Here is a 19,966-nt window from a genome sequence, read left to right as displayed (position 1 = left end):
CGACACCCGGCCCACCATCAAGACATACGCCATGAACACCGACCTGCACCACGCCGAAGCGTTCCTGCGCACCGAAGGCCTGAGCTTGCCCGCACTGCCTGCCGAGCTGGCCGAGCAGTTGCGCGAGCGCGCTCCCGGCATCTATTCCACCCGTGAACTCGCGGCTTCACCCTATACCCTGGAAGTGCATGTGGGTGAGCTGCTGCGCTGCGCGAGCCCTGCCGATTACGCCGTGCTGGCCATCGATGGCCACGGCAGCCAGAGCTGGGCGTTTCACTACTATCTGGTGAGCGGGCCGCTGGCCCTGTTCGTCCAGTTGCCCTGGGGGGGGGCCTACACCGATGTGGCCACCGCCCGCGCCGAGATCGAGCGCGTGCTGGCCTGGGCCCGGCCATTGCCGCAGCGGCTGGCAGAACTGAAGCGACAAGGCCGCCTGGCGCCAGAGCAAAAGCTGCTGGTGGTGCTCACCCGCTTCTCCGAGCCACGCTGGGCATGGGTCCAGCCACCCGAAGCCGCAACCGACGAAATCACCTGGCAGCCGCCTGCGCAGATGCTCAGCCGCATCGATGCGGAACTGACTGCCTTGAACGAGAAGCAGCACACATGAACACACCGGAACGCCTGCAGGCATTGTTGCGCGAACTGGGTCAGCGCATGGGACTCAGCCAGCTTCCATTGGACGCAGACGGAGGCTGCGCGCTGGAGCTGGACCAGCGCATGGTCGTCAGCCTGCAATACCGGGAGACCGAAAACGAACTCTGGCTGTACGCGGACCTGGGGCCGGTACCCCGGCGCAGCCCGGCCTTCTACGAAAAACTGCTGCAGGCCAACCTCTTCTGGCGGCACACTTCGGGTGCGACCCTCAGCCTGTCCGCAGACGAGCCACCGCATGCGGTGCTGGCCCGCCCCCTGCACTGGATGCCCATGGATGACACCAGCTTGGTCGCGGCCGTGGAAAGCTTCGTCAACACCGTCGAGGGCTGGCAAGATCAGCTCAACCAGGCTGAAGCCGAGACAGAAGCCAACGCCGGGGGGGCGACCAATGTGCCCCTGGCGGACGCCATGGGTCTGCTGCTGCGCTCGCGCGCCTGATACGGTTGCGCGGCAGCGTCTCCATATTGAGCCTTGCCTTGCAAGGCAGGTATCTCACGCGCCGCGGGCGCTCGCAGCCTCGAAGCGCTGCGCAAGCCATTGCGCGAAGACACGAACACGCGCCGAGAGTTGGCGGTTCTGGGGATAGAGGACGGAAACCGGCATCGATGGCGGCGGGTTGCCAGGCAGGACCACACGCAACCCCCCTTCGGCCAGTTCGTTCTCGATGCGATAGCGTGGCACCTGGACAAGCCCCAGGCCGGACAAGGCCGCGCCGGTATATAGATCGGCACCGCTCACGGAAATTCTCGCCTTCAGTCGCCGCGCCACGACGTCCTTGCCGACCTGGAAATCGAGGCTGGCTGGACGCCCCGTGGCGCTCGAGACGTAGTCCACGGCCAGATGGTGCTGGAGATCATCCAGCGTCCTCGGCACGCCGTACGCCTTCAGATAGGCAGGACTGCCCGCAGTCACCTGCTCCATCAGCGCGACCTGCCGACCGATCAGGGACGAGTCCTGCAGCGCGCCGGCGCGCAGCACGCAATCGACCCCTTCTCGCACGAGATCGATCAGGCGATCATCCTCGCCGACATGCAGGGTGATGCCCGGATACAAGGCCAGGAACTCCCCCAGCGCCGGCATGACGAAGTGCTTGGCCAAGGTGCCCTGCAGGTTCACCCGCAACAGTCCCTTGGGAGGCGCGTCGCGAAATGCGCTTTCCGTCTCCTCCAGATCGGCCAGCAGGCGCACGCAGCGGTGATAGTAGGCCTCACCTTCATGCGTCAGGCGAACCTGGCGCGTCGTGCGCTCCAGCAGCCTGACGCCGATGCGCTGCTCCAGACGCTTGATGAGGTTGCTCACCGTCGCGCGCGGAATCTGCAGATCGTCCGAGGCCAGCGAGAAGCTGTGCCGGTCCGCGATGCGGACGAAAACCTGCATTTCCTGAAAACGATCCATGGCGGCAACTGTTGAACTTGTCGAAATAGTACTCGAACATCAAACACATCATTCCAAAGCAAGAGAGACGGCCCATCGTCCCCAAGCCCCTTGGACAACCACGGCATCGCCCGCAGCCGCCCCTTCGAAACCGGCAGTTTCGACCTGTCCAACCTCGTCCTCGCAAAGCCAGCGCCCCATGCCGTGAGCAGATTGCAGGGCATGGAAGATGATCGCCCAATAGTTGTAGCAAATGGAATTGTTATTGCAATTTCAAGGTAATTATCTTTTCCGATGAACAGTCCAGAATCCGTCTCACCAACCAACCGAAGGATTCAGACCATGAGCACCTCTCCCCAAATTGCCCTGATCACCGGCGCCTCGCGCGGCATCGGTGCCGCCATCGCCCGCCGCCTGGCCCGCGACGGCTTTGCCGTCGCCATCAACTACGCATCCAATGCCGACCAGGCCGATGCCCTGGTCGCCGAGCTCACCCAGGCCGGTGTATCCGCCATCGCCGTCCAGGCCGATGTCTCCAGGGCCGACCAGGTGCAGGCCATGTTCACCACCATCGAAAACAAACTCGGCAAGATCGACGTGCTGGTCAACAACGCCGGCATGCTCAAGACAATGCCGCTGGCCCAGACCAGCGACGAACTGTATGCACAGAACTTCGCAATCAACACACAGGGCGTCTTCAACACCCTGCGCGAGGCCGCCACGCGCCTGAACGATGGCGGACGCATCATCAACCTGTCGAGCACCACGCTGGCGCTGAACCTGCCTGGCTACGCCATCTACAACGGCACCAAGGCCGCGGTCGAGGCCTTTACCCGCGTCTTCGCCAAGGAACTGCGCGGCCGACACATCACCGTGAACGCCGTGGCCCCCGGCCCGGTGGCCACCGACCTGTTCCTCAACGGCAAGACCGAGGAGCAGATCCAGACTTTCGCCAGGATGCCGCCGCTGGAGCGCCTGGGCCAGCCTGACGATATCGCCGGTGTCGTGGCCATGCTCGCCGGCAAGGATGGCGCCTGGGTCAATGGCCAGGTGCTTCGCGCCAATGGCGGCGTGGCCTGATCCGACGGAGCCCCCCATGAGCCACACCACTACCTCGCCTCGTGCCTACGTCACCGTCACCATCGTTGCTGCCGTGACAGCCTCCCTGGCGTCGGCCAGCGCCATCTTGGCAGGGCTGCCCGTCTGGGCCATGTTCATCGGCTGGATCGCGTTCTTCACCCGCGGACTCACGACCCGCTCCACCTTGGACAGCCTGGGCTGCGTCTGGCTCGGCCTGGCCATAGGCGCCCTGGCCGCGACGGCCATTGGCACCCTGGCGCCGACGCTAGGCCTGCTGGTGGCGATGCCGCTGGTGGTCTTCGTGGTGGCGCTGATCGTGGTCGGCTTGCGCGGCCTGCCGGTGCTCAACAACCTGCTGGGCTACTTCCTCGGCCTGGTGGCATGGTTTGCAGCGCACATGGAGCCCTCGCTCGAGCACCTCGCGCAGCTGGCCGGCGCCAGCGCCATCGGGTCTATCGCTGGATGGATCTCGCATTACGCGGCGCGCCGGATATTCCCCGCATGAGTGGCGCGCGCCTGTCGATGCGCACGGAACCCAGATCTCCGGCATTCGCCGTGAAGGGACTCGATGGGGCGTGTCTCGCGCCACCACTTACCGCCTTGTGCGGGACAAGAGACCCGTGCGGGTCAAAGTCGGGGAGCGCGCCAGCGGCATCACGGCTGAATCCCTCGAAAACCACCTCAAGGGCCAGCCGCGCCAAAATGCTGAATAGCGCATTGCGAATGACCCACGATTTACAGGTAGCCAGACTGGTAGCCAGAGACAAGAAATACAAAATGTCATTCGCAAGCAATTGATTTTATTAAGGATTTTTCGCAAATGAAAATTGCCACCTGGAACGTCAACTCCCTCACCGTGCGCCTGCCCCAGGTACTCGACTGGCTGCAAGCCAATCCTGTCGATGCGCTGGGCCTGCAGGAACTCAAGCTGACCGATGACAAATTCCCGCTGCTGGCCTTGCAGGAAGCAGGCTACCAGGCGGTGACCCATGGGCAGAAGACCTATAACGGCGTGGCGATCCTGAGCCGCACGCCTGCGCGCGACGTGGTGCGCAATATCCCCGAACACGACGATGCGCAGGCGCGCATCATCGCCGCCACGCTCGATACCGCGAGTGGCCCGCTGCGCCTGATCAACGGCTACTTCGTCAACGGCCAGGCGCCGGGCAGCGAAAAGTTCGCCTACAAGATGCGCTGGCTCGAAGCGCTGCGCGAATGGGTGCGCAAGGAACTGGCCGCGAACGAGCGGCTGGTGCTGGTCGGTGACTTCAACGTCGCGCCTGAAGACCGCGATTCGTTCGACCCCGAAGGCCTGCGCGAGACCATCCACCACACCAGCGAGGAACGCCAGCATTTCCGCGACCTGCTGGAGCTGGGCATGAGCGATGCCTTCCGGCTGTTCGAGCAGCCCGAGAAAAGCTTTTCCTGGTGGGATTACCGCATGCTGGGTTTCCAGAAGAACCGCGGCCTGCGCATCGACCATATCCTGGTCAGCGACGCCCTCAAGCCCAGCGTCAGCGCCTGCCATATCGACCGCGCGCCCCGCAAGAACCAGCAACCCAGCGACCACGCGCCCGTGGTGGTGACCCTGGACTGACCCAGGCCGCGGTCATCGCAGCCGGGGCGGCCCAAGTCGGCGAAGGCGGCTTCAGGCCGCTTTCTTGCGCGGCGTGCTGCGTTTGTCCTGGACCCTGGCCTGCGCCAAGGTCAACTGGGCATGTTCGGTGAGCCGGTCGAGCGCACGGTCCAGCACGGCACGTTCGTCCTCGCTCAACACCGACAACAGTTCCTCGTTGCGCTTGAGCGCCTTGGGAAACACCTTGCGGTACAGTTGCAGCCCCTTGCGCGTCAGGCTCAACTGCACGCCACGGCCGTCGCTGGCATCCGAGCCCCGCTGCAGCAGGCCGCGCTCGAAGAGCGCCGAAACGGAGCGGCTGGCCTGGCTCTTGTCCACATTGATTTCGCGCGCCAGTTGCTGCAGCGACATCGGTGCGTAGGCGCCCAGCATGCCGAGAATGCGCCACTCGCGCGGGTCGAGTTCGAAATCCCGCTGATTGGCTTCGGCCGCCAGCCGGCTCCAGATGCTGGCCAGCGTATTCAGCCGAAACGACACCAGTTCCTTGAAATGGGGTGCGGCGGGCTGCGCTTGCTTTGCAGTGGGGGCAGTGGAAACAAGACGGGGCATAAAGGCTATAAAAATCTCGCGAACAACTTCAGCGACGCAAGCGTATCGAGGCACTGCCGGTCGCCACCAGTTCCGCCGCGGCATTGCGCACTTCTGCCCGGCAAAAGGCCAGCGTACCACCCGCAAGATCGATCCAGGCTTGCGCCCGCAAAGGGCCTGCGGCCGGCCGCATGAACTGCACATGCAAATCGGTGGTGCCGCCGAGCTCCTTCACGCCCTCGAGCGTGCGGCTGGCACGGGCCATGGCACTGTCGAGCAGGCTCGCCAGCACACCGCCGTGCACCACCCCGTGGCGATTGCACATTTCCTGCCGCGGCGTGAGATGCACCACCGCGCAGCCGGCGGCGGCGCTCTCATTATACAGACCGAGCCAGGCGGCGAAGGGGGCGACTTGCGGCCTGGAAGGCGCGCCATCGTGCGTGGAATTCATGCGACTGCGGTGTTCAAAAGAGCGGTGCGCAACGGGTTAAGGCCGCTGCGGGCGACGCGTCCGTGCAGTTCACGGCCCAGGACCTGTTCACAGGCTTCGACGGTTTCCAGCAGGGCGTCCATATCGATGCCGGTCTTCAGGCCCATGTTCTCGAACAGATCGATCAGATCCTCGCTGCTGACGTTGCCCGTGTGGCCGCCACCGTATTTCACCTTGGCCGGGTGGCCGCCGACACCGCCCAGGGCGCAGTCGAAATGGCGCACGCCGGCCTCCAGCGCCGCCACGTAGTTGGCCAGGCCGGTGCCGCGCGTATCGTGGAAATGGGCGATGGGCACCACGTCGGGAAACTCCGCGCGCATGCGGCGAAACAGCGCCGCAGTGCTGCGCGGCGTGGCCGTGCCGGTGGTGTCACCCAACGTCACGTGGCGCACACCCGCCTGGCGAAAACGCCCAACGGCGGCAATCACTTCGTCCGGCGCCACGAAGCCTTCGAACGGACAGCCAAACGCCATGGAGATGGTGCCGATCAGCCGAAAGCGCCCGGCGGCGGCGGCCGCCATCTCGCCGATGTTCAGCCACTGGTCCTCGCGGCTGCGCGCGAGGTTCTTGCGCGAATGGGTGTCGGTGGCCGAGACCAGCAGGCTGATCTCGTTGGCGCCGAAGCCGGCATCGGCATCGGCCAGCGCGCGCTGCACTGCGCGCAGGTTGGCGCAGGTGGCCTTGTAGAACACGCCAGGCCGGCGCGCCAGCACCCGCAGCAGCGCGCTCGCGTCGCCGAACTGCGGGATCACCTTGGGGTTGGAGTAGGAGGTCGCTTCGACGCGGGAAAAACCCAGGTCGGCGAAACGCCCCACCAGATCGGCCTTGACGGCGGTCGGCAGCATGGACGGCTCGTGCTGCAGCCCATCGCGCGCGAAACATTCGCACAGCACCACGTCGCGGCCGTCGTCTTCCAGGGAAAAATCGTTCATTGGGCCTCCGTGTCCGAGCGTATGTTCCACAGCTTCACCGCATGGTCGCGCAGCTTGTTCTTCTGCACCTTGCTGCTGCCGGTCATGCCGATGTGCTCGAAGGAGTCCACCAGGTCAATGTAGCGCGGCACCTTGAAATTGGCGCAGCGCGCCTTGCACCATGCCACCAGCGCATCGGCGCTGACCGCATGGCCGGGCTTGAGCAGCACGAAGGCGCCGGTCACCTCGCCCAGGCGCGCGTCGGGCACGCCTATCACCTGGGCCTGCTGCACGGCCGGATGGGCATGCAGCACCTCCTCGACTTCGGCCGGCGCAACGTTCTCGCCTCCGACGCGGTACATGTCCTTGAGCCGGCCAACCATGCGCATGCGGCCGTCGGCGCGCTGCTCGCCGATGTCCCCGGTGCGCAGCCAGCCGTCGGCGGTGAAGGCCTTGGCCGTGGCTTCGGGCATGTTGTAGTAGCCGCGCATGACGTTCCAGCCACGCACCTGGATTTCGCCCTGCGCGGCATCGGACGTCAGCACCGCGCCGCTGTCGGCGTCGCACAGGCGCACCTCCACGCCCGGGTGCGGCAGCATGAAGCCGTCGCGGCGCAGTTCGAAGTCGTCATCCCGGTCGCTCAGCAGCACGTTGGGCGACGCCTCGGACTGGCCATAGGCATTGCAGACGAACGGCACCTGCATCACGTCGCGGATCTTCTGCATCACTTCGGGACCGGCGGCGGCCCAGCCACCGACCAGGTGCAGCCTTTGCGGATCAAAATTCGGATGGCCCATGAGCATCAGGAAAATGGTGTCGTTGCCCGAAGTCAGCGTGCAGCGCTCGCCTTCGAGCATGCGCAGCGCCTGGGCCACGTCGAACCTGGCCATGCTCAGCAGGCAGCAGCCCGAAGTCAGCGCAACCAGCACCGACAGGGTGCTGCCGGCCACGTGGAAGAAAGGCCGGATGCTGAAGTAGCGGTCGTCGGCCGTCACGCCCATGCGGCGCGCCACCGAGGCGGCGTCGCCCAGCATGTTGGCGTGGCTGAGCATCACGCCCTTGGGAAAGGACGTGGTGCCGGAGGTGTACTGGATCAGCAGCACGTCCTGCGGCTGGACCTGGGCGGCAAGGGCCTCCAGCGCCGTGTGCGACACCTCCGCGCCCCCCGCCAGGAAACGCTCGAATGCCACGGCACCGGCCGGCACCGGCTGCGCGCCCACCGTGACCACGCAGCGCAGCTGCGGCAAGGCGGAGCCGGGCAGCTGGCTGTCGAGCGCCGGCTCCACCTGGCGCAGCAGCGCCGTGAAATCGATGCCCAGGAAGCTGTCGGCATGGATCAGCAGGCGCACGTCCGCCTGCTTCAGACAGAACAGCAGTTCCTCGGCCTTGAAGCGGGTGTTGACCGGCACGCTCACCGCGCCCAGCGACGCGCAGGCGAAGAAGGCCGCGATCCACAGGCCCGAATTGCCCAGCATCAGCCCGACATGGTCGCCACGGCCGATGCCGGCGGCATGCAGGGCTGCGGCGATCCGGCGGCTCTCGCCAGCGATGTCCGACCAGCGGTGGCGCTCGCCCGGACCGATGTAGGCCTCGCCGGCGCCGCGCGCCTGGACCGTGGCGGCCAGCACCTGGGCCAGCGTGACCGGCACCGGGCGGAAATGCTCATCCAGCAGTCGCATCGCTGCCCTCCTTCTTGCCGAAGCCCGCGATGGCGCTTTGCCAATCGCTGTGGCGCAGGTTCTCCTGGATGGCCAGCAGTTCGACGGCCATCGCGCCTTCGCGCGTGGTCTCCAGGCCGCCGTCGATGCTGCGCTTGGTGAGGCTGACCGTCAGCGGGTTCGCCGCCGCGATGCGCTCCACGGTCTCGCCGAGGCGGGCTTCGAATTCCTCGGGCGCGTAGACATGGTTGACCAGGCCCAGCGCCAGGGCTTCGTGCGCATCGACCACGCGGCCGGTGAACAGCAGCTCCTTGGCCATGCGCCTGCCGACGATGCGCGGCAGGCGCTGCGTGGCGCCCACCGTGCCCCAGCCGACTTCCGGGTACTTGAACGCCGCGGCCGCGGTGGCCAGCACAAAGTCGCAGGAGGCGGCAATCTCGCAGCCCGAGCCATAGGCCGGGCCGTGCACCGCGGCGATGACGGGCTTGCTCAGCGCCTCCAGGGCGGCGTAGGCGGTGAAGCCCTCGACGCGGCGTGCGAGCATCTCGGCCGGGCTCATGCCCTGGCGCTCCTTCAGGTCGGCGCCGGCGCAAAAGGCCACGCCCTCGCCACGCACCACGACCACCCGTACCGTGTCGTCGGCGTCGAGCGCCTCGCAGGCCGCGGTCAGCTCGCGGCACATCGCCAGATTCAAGGCATTGCGGCTGTCCGGCCGGGCCAGCCACAGCGTGGCCACCGGCCCCTGCAGCGCCAGCCGCAGCATGGTGAATTCGGGAAATTGCTTCATGATTTGTCTGCTTTCCTCTTTCAATCCTGTAATTTCATGCCCGTGGCCTGCAGCAGTTCGGCCAGGCGCTTGCCGTCGGCCCGAATGTAGTCGGTGGCCTGCGCCTTCATCTGCGGCATGATCTCGGCGTTCTGGGCGGTCAGCAATTGCCTGAATTCAGGCTTGGCCTGCACCGTCTGCAAGGCCTTCGCCAGCTTGTCGACCACGGCCGCCGGCGTCCTGGCCGGCACCGCAAGGCTGTACCAGCTGCCCATCTCCAGATGGGGCAGCCCGGCCTCGGCGAAGGTCGGCACATCGGGCAGATCGGGCGAGCGCGTGCTGCCGCCATAGGCGAGTGCGCGCAGGCGGTTGGATTTGATGAAAGGCAAGGCCCCCGAGATGTTCAGCAGGCCTACCGGCACCACGCCGGCCACCATGTCGTTGAGGGCGGGGGCCGCGCCCTTGTAGGGAACGTGCACGATGTCCACCTGGGCCACATGCTTGAACATTTCCCCGCCGATGTGCGGCGAGCTGCCAAGGCCGGCCGAGGCGTAACTCAGCTTGCCGGGCTGCGACTTCGCCAGCGCGATGAAATCCTTGAGGTTGTGCTCCGGCAGCGACGGGTGCACCGTCAGCACATTGGGCACGTTGGCCACCATGCCGACGAACTCGAAGCCCGCGATGCCGTCGTAGGGCACCTTGGTCGCGGCCGGCGTCACGGTATGGGCCGCGGCCGTGCCGATCAACAGCGTATAGCCGTCCGCAGCCGCCTTCGCGACCTGGGCTGCGCCTATCGAGGCGCCGCCACCGGCCTTGTTCTCGACGATGACGGCCTGGCCTAGCGCATCCCCCAGATTCTTGGCCAGGGCACGCGCCAGCAGGTCGGCCGGCCCCCCCACGGCGTAGGGATTGACCAGGGTGATGGGGCGCGAGGGGTAGTTGTCCTGCGCCATGGCGGCGGGCGCGAGCCAGCCCAGGCAGGCGAGCGCGGCAGCGCCAAGAACGGTTGGGCAGATGATCTTCATGTCTTTGTCTCCTGTTGTGTCGATACGCCAAATTCTCGAAATGCCGGCCACCTCAGATCGCGCCGGCCTCGCGCAGGACGGCCAGCTCGCTCTCGCCGATGCCGAGCTTCTCGCGCAGCACCTCGCCGGTGTGTTCGCCCAGCAGCGGCGGGCGGCCCACTTCGGGGTCGTCCAGGCCCTGGAAGCGCAGCGGCACCCGCATGCCGCGGAAGCTGCCGATCTGCGGGTGCGGGAACTCGACCACCATGCCGCGCGCGGCGACATGCGCATTGGCCAGCACCTCGTCCACCTGCAGGATGGGCCCCGCCGGCACGCCCACCGCGTCGCAGCGGCGGCAAAGTTCGTCGCGGTCCAGCTGGCCGATGGCGGACTGCAGGCCGGCCATCACTTCCTCGCGGCGGGCCAGGCGCCCGGCATTGCGCGCCAGCGCCGCATCCTGCGCCCAAGCCTCCAGCCCGAGCAGATTGCAAAGCGGCGCCCAATGCTGGTCGCTGCCGGTGATCTGCACCCACTTGCCGTCGGCACAGACAAAGGCCGCCGACGGGATGCGTCCGGGATGCTCTGTGCCCAGGCGCGCGGGCACTTCACCCAGGGCAAACCAGCGCGCGGCGGCCAGCGACAGCAGGCCGACCTGGCCGTCGAACATTGAGAAATCGACATGGCTGCCCTTGCCGGTCTTCTCGCGGCCGGCCAGGGCCGACAGGATGGCGATCGCGACCCACAGCCCCGAAGTCAGGTCGGCCACCGGCAGGCCGGGCTTGACCGGCCCGCCGCCGCGCTCGCCGGTCAGGCTCATGATGCCGGCCATCGCCTGGAAGACGGTGTCATAGCCCTTGCGCTGGCGATAGGGGCCGGTCTCGCCAAAGCCGGTGCAGCTGACATGCACCAGCCGCTCGTTGAGCGCCCCCAGGGCCGCGTAGTCCAGCCCGTACTTCGCCAGCGTGCCCACGGGGAAGTTCTCCAGCACCACGTCGGCACCGGCCGCCAGCTTGCGCACCAGCTCCTGCCCCTGCGGTGAACGCAGGTTGACCGTGATCGAGCGCTTGCTGCGGTTGAAGGCCATGTAGTAGGCCGAGACCTTGCCGCCCTCGCCCTGCACCACGGGCTCGAACCCGCGGGTCTCGTCGCCCGAGCCCGGTTGCTCGACCTTGATGACCTCGGCGCCGAGTTCGGCCAGGATCATCGATGCGAACGGGCAGGCCAGCACCCGCGAAAGGTCGAGGATGGTAATGCCTTCGAGTGGACGCATGCTCAGGCCTCCTGCTTCGCCGCAGGCTTGCGAAAGCCGCGCATCATCACGTTGGCGTCGCGCCCCACTTCCAGCGCCTGCGCCAGGCCGAGGTCCGCGGCGCGGTGGAAGCTGCGCTTGGTGGTCGCCATGGCGATGGGGCTCCAGCCGGCGATCCTGCCGGCCAGCTGCAGCGCCACATCGAGCACCTCGGCATCGGGCGCCACCCGGTTGCACAGGCCGAAGGCCCTGGCGCCGGCGCCGTCCAGCGGCTCGCCCAGCGACACCAGCTCGAAGGCCTGCTTGCGACCGACCTGGCGCACCAGGTTGGCCATGACCACTGCCGCCACGATGCCGTGCCTGAGCTCGGGGTAGCCAAAGCGCACGCTCTCGGACATGACGCACAGGTCGCAGGCGATCGCCAGCCCGGCGCCGCCGCCCAGCGCGTTGCCGCGCACGGCGGAGACCACGGGCTTGTTCATCTGCGAGAACACCAGGTGCAGCGCGGTGGTCAGGTCGGCACGGGCCGTGACCGCCTGCGGGTCTTCGGGCGTCAGCGCCGAGAACTCGCTGGTGTCGGCCCCCGCGCAAAAGGACTTGCCGGCACCCGTGAGCACCACGGCGTTGACGGCCGGGTCGCGGTCGGCGGCGCGCAGGCTGTCCAGCAGTTCCCGCGTCAGCACGGTATTGAGCGCATTGTGTTTTTCCGGGCGGTTGAGCGTGAGGATGCGCACGGCGCCACGGTCTTCGACGAGCAGGTGTTGGAGGTCTTGCATGGTTTGGTTTCTTGTCTCCGGGAGGTGATCAGGAATGGGGGGCGGTCATGGTGTGCAGGCGGGCGCTGGCCTGGGCCAGTTCGCGCACCAGCTGCGCCACCACCATCGCGGCCGGCGCTATGCGCGACACCAGCCCGGCCGACTGGCCCAACTCGACCTTGCCCCACTCGACGTCGCCGTCGAGCGCGGCCTGCTTGAGCGTGCTTTTCTTGAACAGCAGGTCGTAGTCCTCCTGCGCGAGCTGGTCGCGTTCGGCGTCGAAGATGGCCTGCGCGAAGGCGTTGCGGATGCCGCGCACCGGAAGGCTGCGCCGGCCCACCAGCACGGTGTCGTGCACGTCCGCGGCCAGCACGGCGGCCTTGTAGTTGGCGTGCACCGTGGCTTCCTCGGTCAACAGGAAACGCGTGCCCAGTTGCACCGCGTCGGCGCCCAGGGCCAGCAGCGCGGCAATGCCCCAGCCGTCGGCCACGCCGCCGCCCGCAATGACCGGGATCTGCACCTCCTGCAGCACGCGACGCACTGTGACCAGGGTGCTGACTTCGTTGGCCGGCGGATGGCCGCCCGCCTCGCCGCCGACGACCACCAGCGCATCCACCCCGGCATCCGCGGCCTTCTTCGCATGTTCTAGCGTGGAGACCACCTGGATCCAGACCGCGCCGTAATCACGAAAACGCTGCAGATGCGCCCTGGGGCCGCCCTGCGAGGCAATCACCACGGGCACCTTGCGATCGACCATGGCATCGAGCAACTGCGCGGCCTGCGGGCGGTACAGGGGAATGTTGACGGCATAGGGTTTGTCGGTCGCGCCGGCCAGTTCGTCCAGCGTGCGCCCGAAATCCTGCAGCCGCAGCGGCCCCGCCGCCAGAACGCCCAGCGCCCCCGCGTTCGAGACCGCCGCCGGCAGGGCCGCGCTGGACGACGCCCAACTCATTCCGGCCTGCACGATGGGGTGCTGTATGCCGAGCAAACGGGTGATGCGGGTGGCCATGAATGTCTCCGTTATTTTCAAAGTAGTTGCGACTGTAAACTACTTTTCAGGCACTGACAACGGAGCTTTGAAAATTACAACGCAATTAACAGGCACCTTCTTTCCCAATGAAAAATCAGAATATAGTTGACCACTGAAACTACATAGTGGATGACAGCAACCTCTTTCAAAAGAGAGATTCGCGTCAACTCAAGCACCCGAGAAGACAAGAAAATGCACCGGCATCCGCATGCCGCATGTGCCCTGCAAGGGCACACCCCGGCCATCAATGACTCATGGGCGGGCAGGTGCATTGCAGCGACATCAGTGGCTGCAGGGACGGGTCGCCGATGCACATGCAGCATGCGTATCGGCGATGTGCAGTGCGAGCCCATGGCAGGCGCCATCGTCGAGGCCTGGCACGTCAACCACACTCGCGGCCACCGGGGCTGGCACAGCAGCCGGGCCAATCATCTGCATCTGCGCGTGATGCAGGGCGACCACGATTCGAGCGATTCGGCCGCGTCATGGACCACCACCCAGCGGCGCTTCCCCGGTGCGCTCAGTCACCGCCATCTTCGGCAGCGTGCCGCCGTACCGGGACCAGGGGCTGCGCTACACCACGCTGGCCACCGACAACGTGGTGGGGCAGGAGCCGGACACGTCGCCCTATCTGTTCGGCGTGCGCAACGTCGATGGCGTGATGCTGGCCATCCGCAGCCGACTGGATGAGAAGATGCGTGCATGGCGCGAGGGGCGCGCCCTCCCGGCGGATCCGGCGTGCCCGGCCGGCCTGGAAACAGTTGAGCGGCTCCGGGAGCCGCTCAGCGCAGTGTGCAACTCACGAGCGCAGCCAGCGCAGCGCCTCGATGCCGCGTTGCACGGCCATCGCCTGGCGCAGCAACATCGCGCGCGCCGCTTCGGGCAGGCCTTCGCGCAGTGCTGCCCGGTAGGCCATCAGCAGCATTCTTTCGGCGTTTTCACTCGCATCGAGCACGGTCGCATTGCTTTGCGGCGCCATCACCGACTTGATCAGCTCCCAGCTGCGCAACAGCGATGTGGAAACCAGGCGATCGCCCTTGTCATGCGCGGGCAAGGCGAATTCATGCGCGAGTTCGGCCGATGCGGCCTCGAACGCCTGCAGATGGCGTTGCAGCATCTGCTGCACCAGCCCCGGGGGCGCCTGTGTGATGGCAAGCTGCAGGCTTTTGACCGTCTGCAGGTTCAGGCGCTGCAAGCCCTGCAGCACGCACAGCATCTTCACCTGTGACGGGCCCAGCGCGGGATCGGCATGGCGCATGCGTTCCCAGGCGGCCTGCACCGCACTCGCCACCTGTCGCCAGGCAAGCAAGCTCGTGCCTCTGCAGCCTGGCCATTGGGCTTCGAGCACCGGCATCACCGCAGTCAGATCGCCCGGGTATTGCACCGCCGCCTTCCAGCCCAGCTCATACGCGGGCCGGTACTGGTCGTAGCCGCGGCCGCTCACATAGTAGGGCTGGAGATGGTAATGGTCATGCCAGAACGCGTCCTGGAGCACTTCCTGGCAGTCCCGGATCTCGGGACTGCCATTGGCGGCATTGCATGCAGCAGCGGTCTGACGATGCGATTCTTCACCCCAGCGCAATTGCCGCTGGGTTCGGCGCAAAAAGGAAGAATCGGCAATCCGGGGAACAGGCATGAAAACGCACTCCGCACACAAAAAGAATCTGGTCTTATTGTCGCCAGGCGGGGGGCCGTTTCAGGTCAGCGTGCCCGACGCCATGGCGTAGGACCGGGATGACGTTTTCGCGCCTGGGCGCGCAGGCCCGGGCGCGCCGCTTTCCTGCCGGCTCCATATCGGCGTTCTCAGTGGTCTTCGCCCGCCTCGAGGCCCAGTTCCTGGATCTTACGGGTGATGGTGTTGCGGCCTATGCCCAGGCGCTGCGCGGCTTCCATGCGCCGGCCGTGCGTGACCTGCAAGGCGGTGCGGATCAGGTGCGACTCGAAGCGCCGGCTCAGCACATCCCAGACATCGGCCTGGCCGCTTTCGAGCAGCAGGCGCGCCTGCACGTCGAGCAGCGGCTCCCAGGTCGACGCGGCGGCGCCCGCCACCAGCACCTCGGCGCTGGCCGCAGCGTGCATGCCCGTCGCGGGCTCGAAAGCGGCCGGTGCGGCCTCGTCGCGCTCGACCACGGGGCTGCTGTCATGTGCCACGGCGACCTGGGGCGCGGCTGCCGGGCCGGTGCCGGCTGGGGCCTCCTGCAGCACTTCGGGCGGCAGGTCCTTGACCGAGATCTGCTGCGCGGGCGCCATCACCGTGAGCCAGTGGCAGATGTTCTCGAGCTGGCGCACATTGCCCGGAAACGAGAATGCCTCCAGCCGCTGCAGCGCCGCTTCGGCAATCCGCTTGGGCTCGACCCCGAGCTGGCGCGCGCTCTGCTGCAGGAAATGGCGCGCGAGCATGCGCACGTCTTCGCGGCGCTCGCGCAGCGCGGGCAGCCGCAGCCGGATCACATTCAGCCGGTGGAACAAATCCTCGCGGAACGCGCCGTCGCGCACGCGCAGCTCCAGATCCTGGTGAGTCGCGGCAATCACGCGCACATGCGACTTCACGGGCGCATGGCCGCCCACGCGGTAGAAATGCCCGTCGGACAGCACGCGCAGCAGCCGCGTCTGCAGATCGAACGGCATGTCGCCGATTTCATCGAGAAACAGCGTGCCGCCGTCGGCCTGCTCGAAGCGCCCGCGCCGCTGGGTCTGCGCGCCAGTGAACGCGCCGCGCTCATGGCCGAACAATTCGCTCTCGAGCAGGTCCTTGGGGATGGCCGCGGTGTTGATCGCCACGAACGGACCGCCCGACACCGGAGAATGCTTGTGCAGCGCGCGCGCCACGAGTTCCTTGCCCGAGCCCGATTCGCCCGTGATCAGCACCGTGACCTGGCTCTGGCTCAGGCGGCCGATCGCGCGGAACACGTCCTGCATGGCCGGCGCCTGTCCGAGCATTTCGGCATTGAGCGGCGTCTGGTCCTCTATGATTTCTTCGCGCTGGCTTTCCTCGACCGCGCGGCGGATCAGCTCCACCGCCTTGGGCAGGTCGAACGGCTTGGCCAGGTATTCGAAGGCTCCGCGCTGGAATGCCGACACGGCGCTGTCCAGGTCGGAATAGGCCGTCATGATGATCACCGGCAAGCCGGGCTGCTGGGTGCGCACCTGCTCGAGCAGTTGCAGGCCCGAGCCGCCGGGCATGCGGATGTCGCTGACCAGCACCTGGGGGGGCTGGCGCGCGGCATCGCTGGGGTCTACATCGGCCAGTGCCTCGAGCACTTCACGCGGGTTGGTGAAGCTGCGGGTCGGCAGGTTTTCCCTGGCCAGGGCCTTCTCCAGGACGAAGCGGATCGAGGGGTCGTCATCTACTATCCAGATCGGCTTCATACTTTCTTGCTTCCTTCCGCTTGGGAGTTGTCATGGACCTCAGGGCAAGGGGATGAGAATGCGGAAATCCGTGCATCCTGGCTGGCTGTCGCATTCGATCAAGCCATCATGCCGCTGCACAAAGGTCTGGGCCAACGTCAGCCCCAGACCCGATCCGCCATCCCGCCCAGACACCAGGGGATAGAAAATCCTGTCCCTGATGGTCTCTGGCACGCCCGGTCCGTTGTCTATCACATGCAATTCCAATGCCAGGCGGTAGCGTTGTTTGCCAAAAGTCACCTGGCGCGCGACGCGCGTGCGCAAAGTGATGCAGGCATCGCCCTGGACGATGCGTGCCGACAGCGCCTGCGCGGCGTTCTGCACGATGTTCAGCACGGCCTGTATCAGCTGCGCGCGGTCCCCGCGGAACTCGGGAATCGAGGTGTCGTAGTCGCGCCGCACGCTCAGGCCCTGCGGGTATTCGACCAGCACCAGCGAGCGCACGCGCTCGCAGACTTCGTGGATGTTGACGTCGCCGACCAGATGCGGGTGGCGGTGCGGCGCCAGCAGCCGGTCGACCAGGCTTTGCAGCCGGTCGGCCTCGTGCACGATCACCTGGGTGTACTCGCGCATTTCGGGACTTTCGAGGTCCATCTCGAGCAGTTGCGCCGCGCCGCGTATGCCGCCCAGCGGGTTCTTGATCTCATGCGCGAGATTGCGGATCAGCTCCTTGTGCGCCTGCGTCTGCTCGATCAGCCGCTCCTCGCGGTCCTGGCGCACCTGCTGCTCGAGCGGCGACATCTCGAGCAGCACATGGCCCGAGCCTTCGGCGATCGACACGATGACCTGCATGGGAATCGCTTCCTTGGCCTGGCGGCGCAGGCTGGCCTCGAAACGCAGGGCCGCGTAGTCCTGCACGCGCGCGCCGTCCATGGCCTTGTGCAGCAGGGCCGGATCGACGAAATGCTCGGAAAAATCGCTGCCTTCGAGCATGCGCCGCGACAAACCAAGCGCATTCTCGAGCGCGGCATTGGCGAACAGCACCGAGCCGTCGAGCTCCAGCACGGCCGTCAGGGTACAGAGCGAATCAAAGACATGGTAGGCGCTCTCGGCGCGCTGGCTCTCGATGGAAAGGGGCATGTACGTCTTCAGTTGACCGGCTGGTTCGTCGCCTCGGCAGAGGCCGCCGGCAGGCGGGCAATTTCACGCCGCAGGCCCGCGATGTCGCTCTGGTGGCGCGCGATCTGCGCCTTGAGATTCGCCGTGCGTTCGATATAGCCCTGGGGATTGCGCAGCTCCAGCGCCGAGCGCTCGGGGCTGCCATTGTTGTATTCGAGCTCCAGCTGGGCCAGGCGTTCCTGCGACTTCGCGAGCTCGCCCTGCAAGATGGCACGCGCATCCGAATCGCGGGCGCGCTGGGCGCTGCTGTCGGCGCGCGGTGCGGGCGCTGCGCTGCGCGCAGCCGGGGCCGCAGGCGTGGCCGCGGCCGGCAGTGGGCTGCCATGGATCACGGTCACATGGCCGCCCTCCACGGGCTTGCAACCACGCTCCTTGGCCATGTTCGCATTGTTGGTGTATTCATTGCCGCAGCGGTAGATCGTTCCCTGGCCCCAGGCCTGCGGCGCGAGCAGCGGCAATAACAGAAATACAAGCAGTTTTTTCATCACAGTCCCTCGGTCACCGGTGGCCTGCGGACAGGCGTGGCGCAGTAACCAACAGTATCGCCTGATCCGATGACAAACAGGCAAAATCGCAGCCCGCTGTGCGGACACGCCCACAGCGCCTGGTAGGCGAAAAAAAAGCGGCTTGCGCCGCTTTTTTCACTCTCACTGTCCTGCGTTGGTATGGTCCAACTCAGGGGCAGCGAGCAAGGGCCGCCCCGCAGCGATGCTGCCGTCCCCCTGGGGGGAAGCCGCGTTAGCGGCTCAGGGGGGTGCCTTTTACAACGAGTAGTACATGTCGTATTCGACGGGGTGCACGGCCTGGCGGAAGCGCGTGACTTCACCCATCTTCAGTTCGATGTAGGCATCGAGCATCGAGTCGGAGAACACGCCGCCCTTGGTCAGGAACGCACGGTCGGCATCCAGCGCTTCGAGGGCCTGGTCCAGGCTGTGGCACACGGTGGGCACCAGCTTGTCTTCTTCCGGGGGCAGATGGTACAGATCCTTGGTCGCGGCTTCGCCGGGATGGATCTTGTTTTCCACGCCGTCCAGACCGGCCATCAGCAGCGCCGAGAAGCACAGGTAGGGGTTGGCCAGTGGATCGGGGAAGCGTGCTTCGATACGACGGCCCTTGGGGTTGGACACGTAGGGAATACGGATGGAAGCCGAGCGGTTCTTGGCCGAGTAGGCCAGCTTCACCGGGGCTTCAAAGCCGGGGACCAGGCGCTTGTAGCTGTTGGTGCCGGGGTTGGTGATGGCGTTCAGTGCACGGGCGTGCTTGATGATGCCGCCGATGTAGTACAGCGCGTAGTCCGACAGACCGGCATAGCCGTCGCCAGCGAACAGGTTCTTGCCGTCCTTCCAGACCGACTGGTGCACGTGCATGCCCGAGCCGTTGTCGCCAGCATAGGGCTTGGGCATGAAAGTCGCCGTCTTGCCATAGGTGTTGGCCACGTTCCAGACGACGTACTTGAGCTGCTGCGTCCAGTCGGCGCGTTCCACCAGCGTGGAGAAGCGCGTACCGATTTCGTTCTGGCCCGCGCCCGCCACTTCGTGGTGGAACACTTCGACCGGAATGCCCAGCGATTCGAGAATCAGCGACATCTCGGCGCGCATGTCCTGCGTGCTGTCGACGGGGGGCACGGGGAAGTAGCCGCCCTTGGTCGTGGGACGGTGGCCGCGGTTGCCCGAATCGAACTTGGTGCCGGTGTTCCAGGGCGCTTCGTACTCTTCGATCTCGAAGCTCACATGGCCGGGTTCATTCGTCCAGCGCACGCCGTCGAAGATGAAGAATTCGGGCTCGGGTCCGAAGAAGGCGGTATCGCCCAGGCCCGAAGCCTTGAGGTAGGCTTCAGCGCGCTTGGCGATCGAACGCGGGTCGCGGTCGTAGGCCTTGCCGTCGCTGGGCTCGATCACGTCACACTGCAGGAACAGCGTGGTTTCTTCGAAGAACGGGTCGATGTTCGCGGTTGCGGGATCGGGCATCAATTGCATGTCCGAGGCTTCAATGCCCTTCCAGCCAGCCACCGAGGAGCCGTCGAATGCATGGCCCGAGGTGAACTTGTCTTCATCGAAATGCGACACAGGCACGGTCACGTGCTGTTCCTTGCCGCGGGTATCGGTGAAACGCAGGTCAACGAACTTGACCTCGTTCTCCTTCACCATCTTCATCACATCTGCAACGGTCTTAGCCATCAGGGTCTCCTGCAAAAACGGCTTGTTCAAAAAATGTTGCGATACTTCAAGCAGTTTGCGTGCCAACTTCGCACGCACCCCATTTGCCGCATTCGCTTGTGCTCCACGCCTCGCCGGGGATGGAGCA

The 19,966-nt window shown here is 66.1% G+C and carries 20 protein-coding genes; 5 read left to right on the top strand and 15 right to left on the bottom strand.

Annotated features, from left to right (window positions below; all coding sequences use genetic code 11):
* The first annotated feature begins 31 nt into the window (after positions 1–31).
* Positions 32–607: a hypothetical protein gene (locus GVL12_RS11945; protein WP_159914163.1), complete on the top strand. Its 576-nt coding sequence runs from the start codon at positions 32–34 to the stop codon at positions 605–607.
* Positions 604–1,092, top strand: a complete 489-nt coding sequence (locus GVL12_RS11940) for a type III secretion system chaperone (RefSeq protein WP_159914161.1) — start codon at positions 604–606, stop codon at positions 1,090–1,092. Before GVL12_RS11945 ends, GVL12_RS11940 begins: the two co-directional genes overlap by 4 nt.
* A gap of 54 nt (positions 1,093–1,146) precedes the next feature.
* On the opposite strand, the gene GVL12_RS11935 is transcribed toward GVL12_RS11940, so the two are convergent.
* The gene (locus tag GVL12_RS11935; RefSeq protein WP_159914159.1) at positions 1,147–2,049 is read right to left on the bottom strand and encodes a LysR family transcriptional regulator; all 903 of its coding nucleotides are present in this window, start codon (positions 2,047–2,049) and stop codon (positions 1,147–1,149) included.
* A gap of 321 nt (positions 2,050–2,370) precedes the next feature.
* Here GVL12_RS11935 and GVL12_RS11930 point away from each other — a divergent pair, with 321 nt between their 5' ends.
* From GVL12_RS11930 to xth, 3 genes are all read left to right on the top strand, one after another.
* On the top strand, positions 2,371–3,108 hold the full coding sequence (locus GVL12_RS11930) for an SDR family oxidoreductase (RefSeq protein WP_159914157.1): 738 nt from the start codon (positions 2,371–2,373) through the stop codon (positions 3,106–3,108).
* 16 nt (positions 3,109–3,124) lie between these two features.
* Entirely contained in the window at positions 3,125–3,613 is a 489-nt protein-coding gene (locus tag GVL12_RS11925; protein WP_159914155.1) for a DUF1097 domain-containing protein, read from the top strand.
* Between the two features lie 315 nt (positions 3,614–3,928).
* Positions 3,929–4,705: an exodeoxyribonuclease III gene (gene xth, locus GVL12_RS11920; protein ID WP_159914153.1), complete on the top strand. Its 777-nt coding sequence runs from the start codon at positions 3,929–3,931 to the stop codon at positions 4,703–4,705.
* A gap of 51 nt (positions 4,706–4,756) precedes the next feature.
* Here the strand turns inward: xth and GVL12_RS11915 are convergent, their stop codons facing one another.
* The 14 genes from GVL12_RS11915 to glnA all read right to left on the bottom strand — a co-directional run bounded on the left by GVL12_RS11915 (position 4,757) and on the right by glnA (position 19,839).
* Positions 4,757–5,293: a MarR family winged helix-turn-helix transcriptional regulator gene (locus GVL12_RS11915; protein ID WP_159914151.1), complete on the bottom strand. Its 537-nt coding sequence runs from the start codon at positions 5,291–5,293 to the stop codon at positions 4,757–4,759.
* 28 nt (positions 5,294–5,321) lie between these two features.
* Complete coding sequence (locus GVL12_RS11910; RefSeq protein ID WP_159914149.1) at positions 5,322–5,723, bottom strand: PaaI family thioesterase; 402 nt, start codon at positions 5,721–5,723, stop codon at positions 5,322–5,324.
* A complete protein-coding gene (locus GVL12_RS11905) occupies positions 5,720–6,694 on the bottom strand; it encodes a hydroxymethylglutaryl-CoA lyase (RefSeq protein ID WP_159914147.1) in 975 nt (324 codons plus the stop codon). The genes GVL12_RS11910 and GVL12_RS11905 overlap by 4 nt, the downstream gene beginning before the upstream one ends.
* Positions 6,691–8,352 (bottom strand): AMP-binding protein, encoded by a 1,662-nt coding sequence (locus tag GVL12_RS11900; RefSeq protein ID WP_159914145.1) that lies wholly within the window; start codon positions 8,350–8,352, stop codon positions 6,691–6,693. The genes GVL12_RS11905 and GVL12_RS11900 overlap by 4 nt, the downstream gene beginning before the upstream one ends.
* Positions 8,336–9,118 (bottom strand): enoyl-CoA hydratase/isomerase family protein, encoded by a 783-nt coding sequence (locus tag GVL12_RS11895; protein WP_200843700.1) that lies wholly within the window; start codon positions 9,116–9,118, stop codon positions 8,336–8,338. The genes GVL12_RS11900 and GVL12_RS11895 overlap by 17 nt, the downstream gene beginning before the upstream one ends.
* A 20-nt stretch (positions 9,119–9,138) precedes the next feature.
* Positions 9,139–10,122: a tripartite tricarboxylate transporter substrate binding protein gene (locus tag GVL12_RS11890; RefSeq protein ID WP_159914143.1), complete on the bottom strand. Its 984-nt coding sequence runs from the start codon at positions 10,120–10,122 to the stop codon at positions 9,139–9,141.
* Positions 10,123–10,174: 52 nt separating this feature from the next.
* The gene (locus tag GVL12_RS11885; protein WP_159914141.1) at positions 10,175–11,371 is read right to left on the bottom strand and encodes a CaiB/BaiF CoA-transferase family protein; all 1,197 of its coding nucleotides are present in this window, start codon (positions 11,369–11,371) and stop codon (positions 10,175–10,177) included.
* A 2-nt stretch (positions 11,372–11,373) separates the two neighbouring features.
* Positions 11,374–12,126, bottom strand: a complete 753-nt coding sequence (locus GVL12_RS11880) for an enoyl-CoA hydratase/isomerase family protein (protein WP_159914139.1) — start codon at positions 12,124–12,126, stop codon at positions 11,374–11,376.
* Positions 12,127–12,154: 28 nt separating this feature from the next.
* A complete protein-coding gene (locus GVL12_RS11875; protein ID WP_159914137.1) occupies positions 12,155–13,114 on the bottom strand; it encodes a nitronate monooxygenase in 960 nt (319 codons plus the stop codon).
* Between the two features lie 820 nt (positions 13,115–13,934).
* Positions 13,935–14,771, bottom strand: a complete 837-nt coding sequence (locus GVL12_RS11870; protein WP_159914135.1) for a hypothetical protein — start codon at positions 14,769–14,771, stop codon at positions 13,935–13,937.
* A 167-nt stretch (positions 14,772–14,938) separates the two neighbouring features.
* Positions 14,939–16,504 carry a nitrogen regulation protein NR(I) gene (gene ntrC, locus GVL12_RS11865; RefSeq protein WP_159914133.1) on the bottom strand — a complete coding sequence of 522 codons (1,566 nt, stop codon included), beginning with the start codon at positions 16,502–16,504 and terminating at the stop codon, positions 14,939–14,941.
* Positions 16,505–16,543: 39 nt separating this feature from the next.
* On the bottom strand, positions 16,544–17,623 hold the full coding sequence (gene glnL, locus GVL12_RS11860; protein ID WP_159914131.1) for a nitrogen regulation protein NR(II): 1,080 nt from the start codon (positions 17,621–17,623) through the stop codon (positions 16,544–16,546).
* A gap of 8 nt (positions 17,624–17,631) precedes the next feature.
* The gene (locus GVL12_RS11855; protein ID WP_159914129.1) at positions 17,632–18,147 is read right to left on the bottom strand and encodes a hypothetical protein; all 516 of its coding nucleotides are present in this window, start codon (positions 18,145–18,147) and stop codon (positions 17,632–17,634) included.
* 276 nt (positions 18,148–18,423) lie between these two features.
* Entirely contained in the window at positions 18,424–19,839 is a 1,416-nt protein-coding gene (glnA, locus tag GVL12_RS11850) for a type I glutamate--ammonia ligase (protein ID WP_159914127.1), read from the bottom strand.
* Between the last annotated feature and the right edge of the window lie 127 nt (positions 19,840–19,966).

This window comes from Pantoea sp. 18069, from assembly GCF_902706035.1.
GTDB lineage: Bacteria > Pseudomonadota > Gammaproteobacteria > Burkholderiales > Burkholderiaceae_C > Comamonas.
This window is presented reverse-complemented; position numbering and strand designations above follow the sequence as displayed.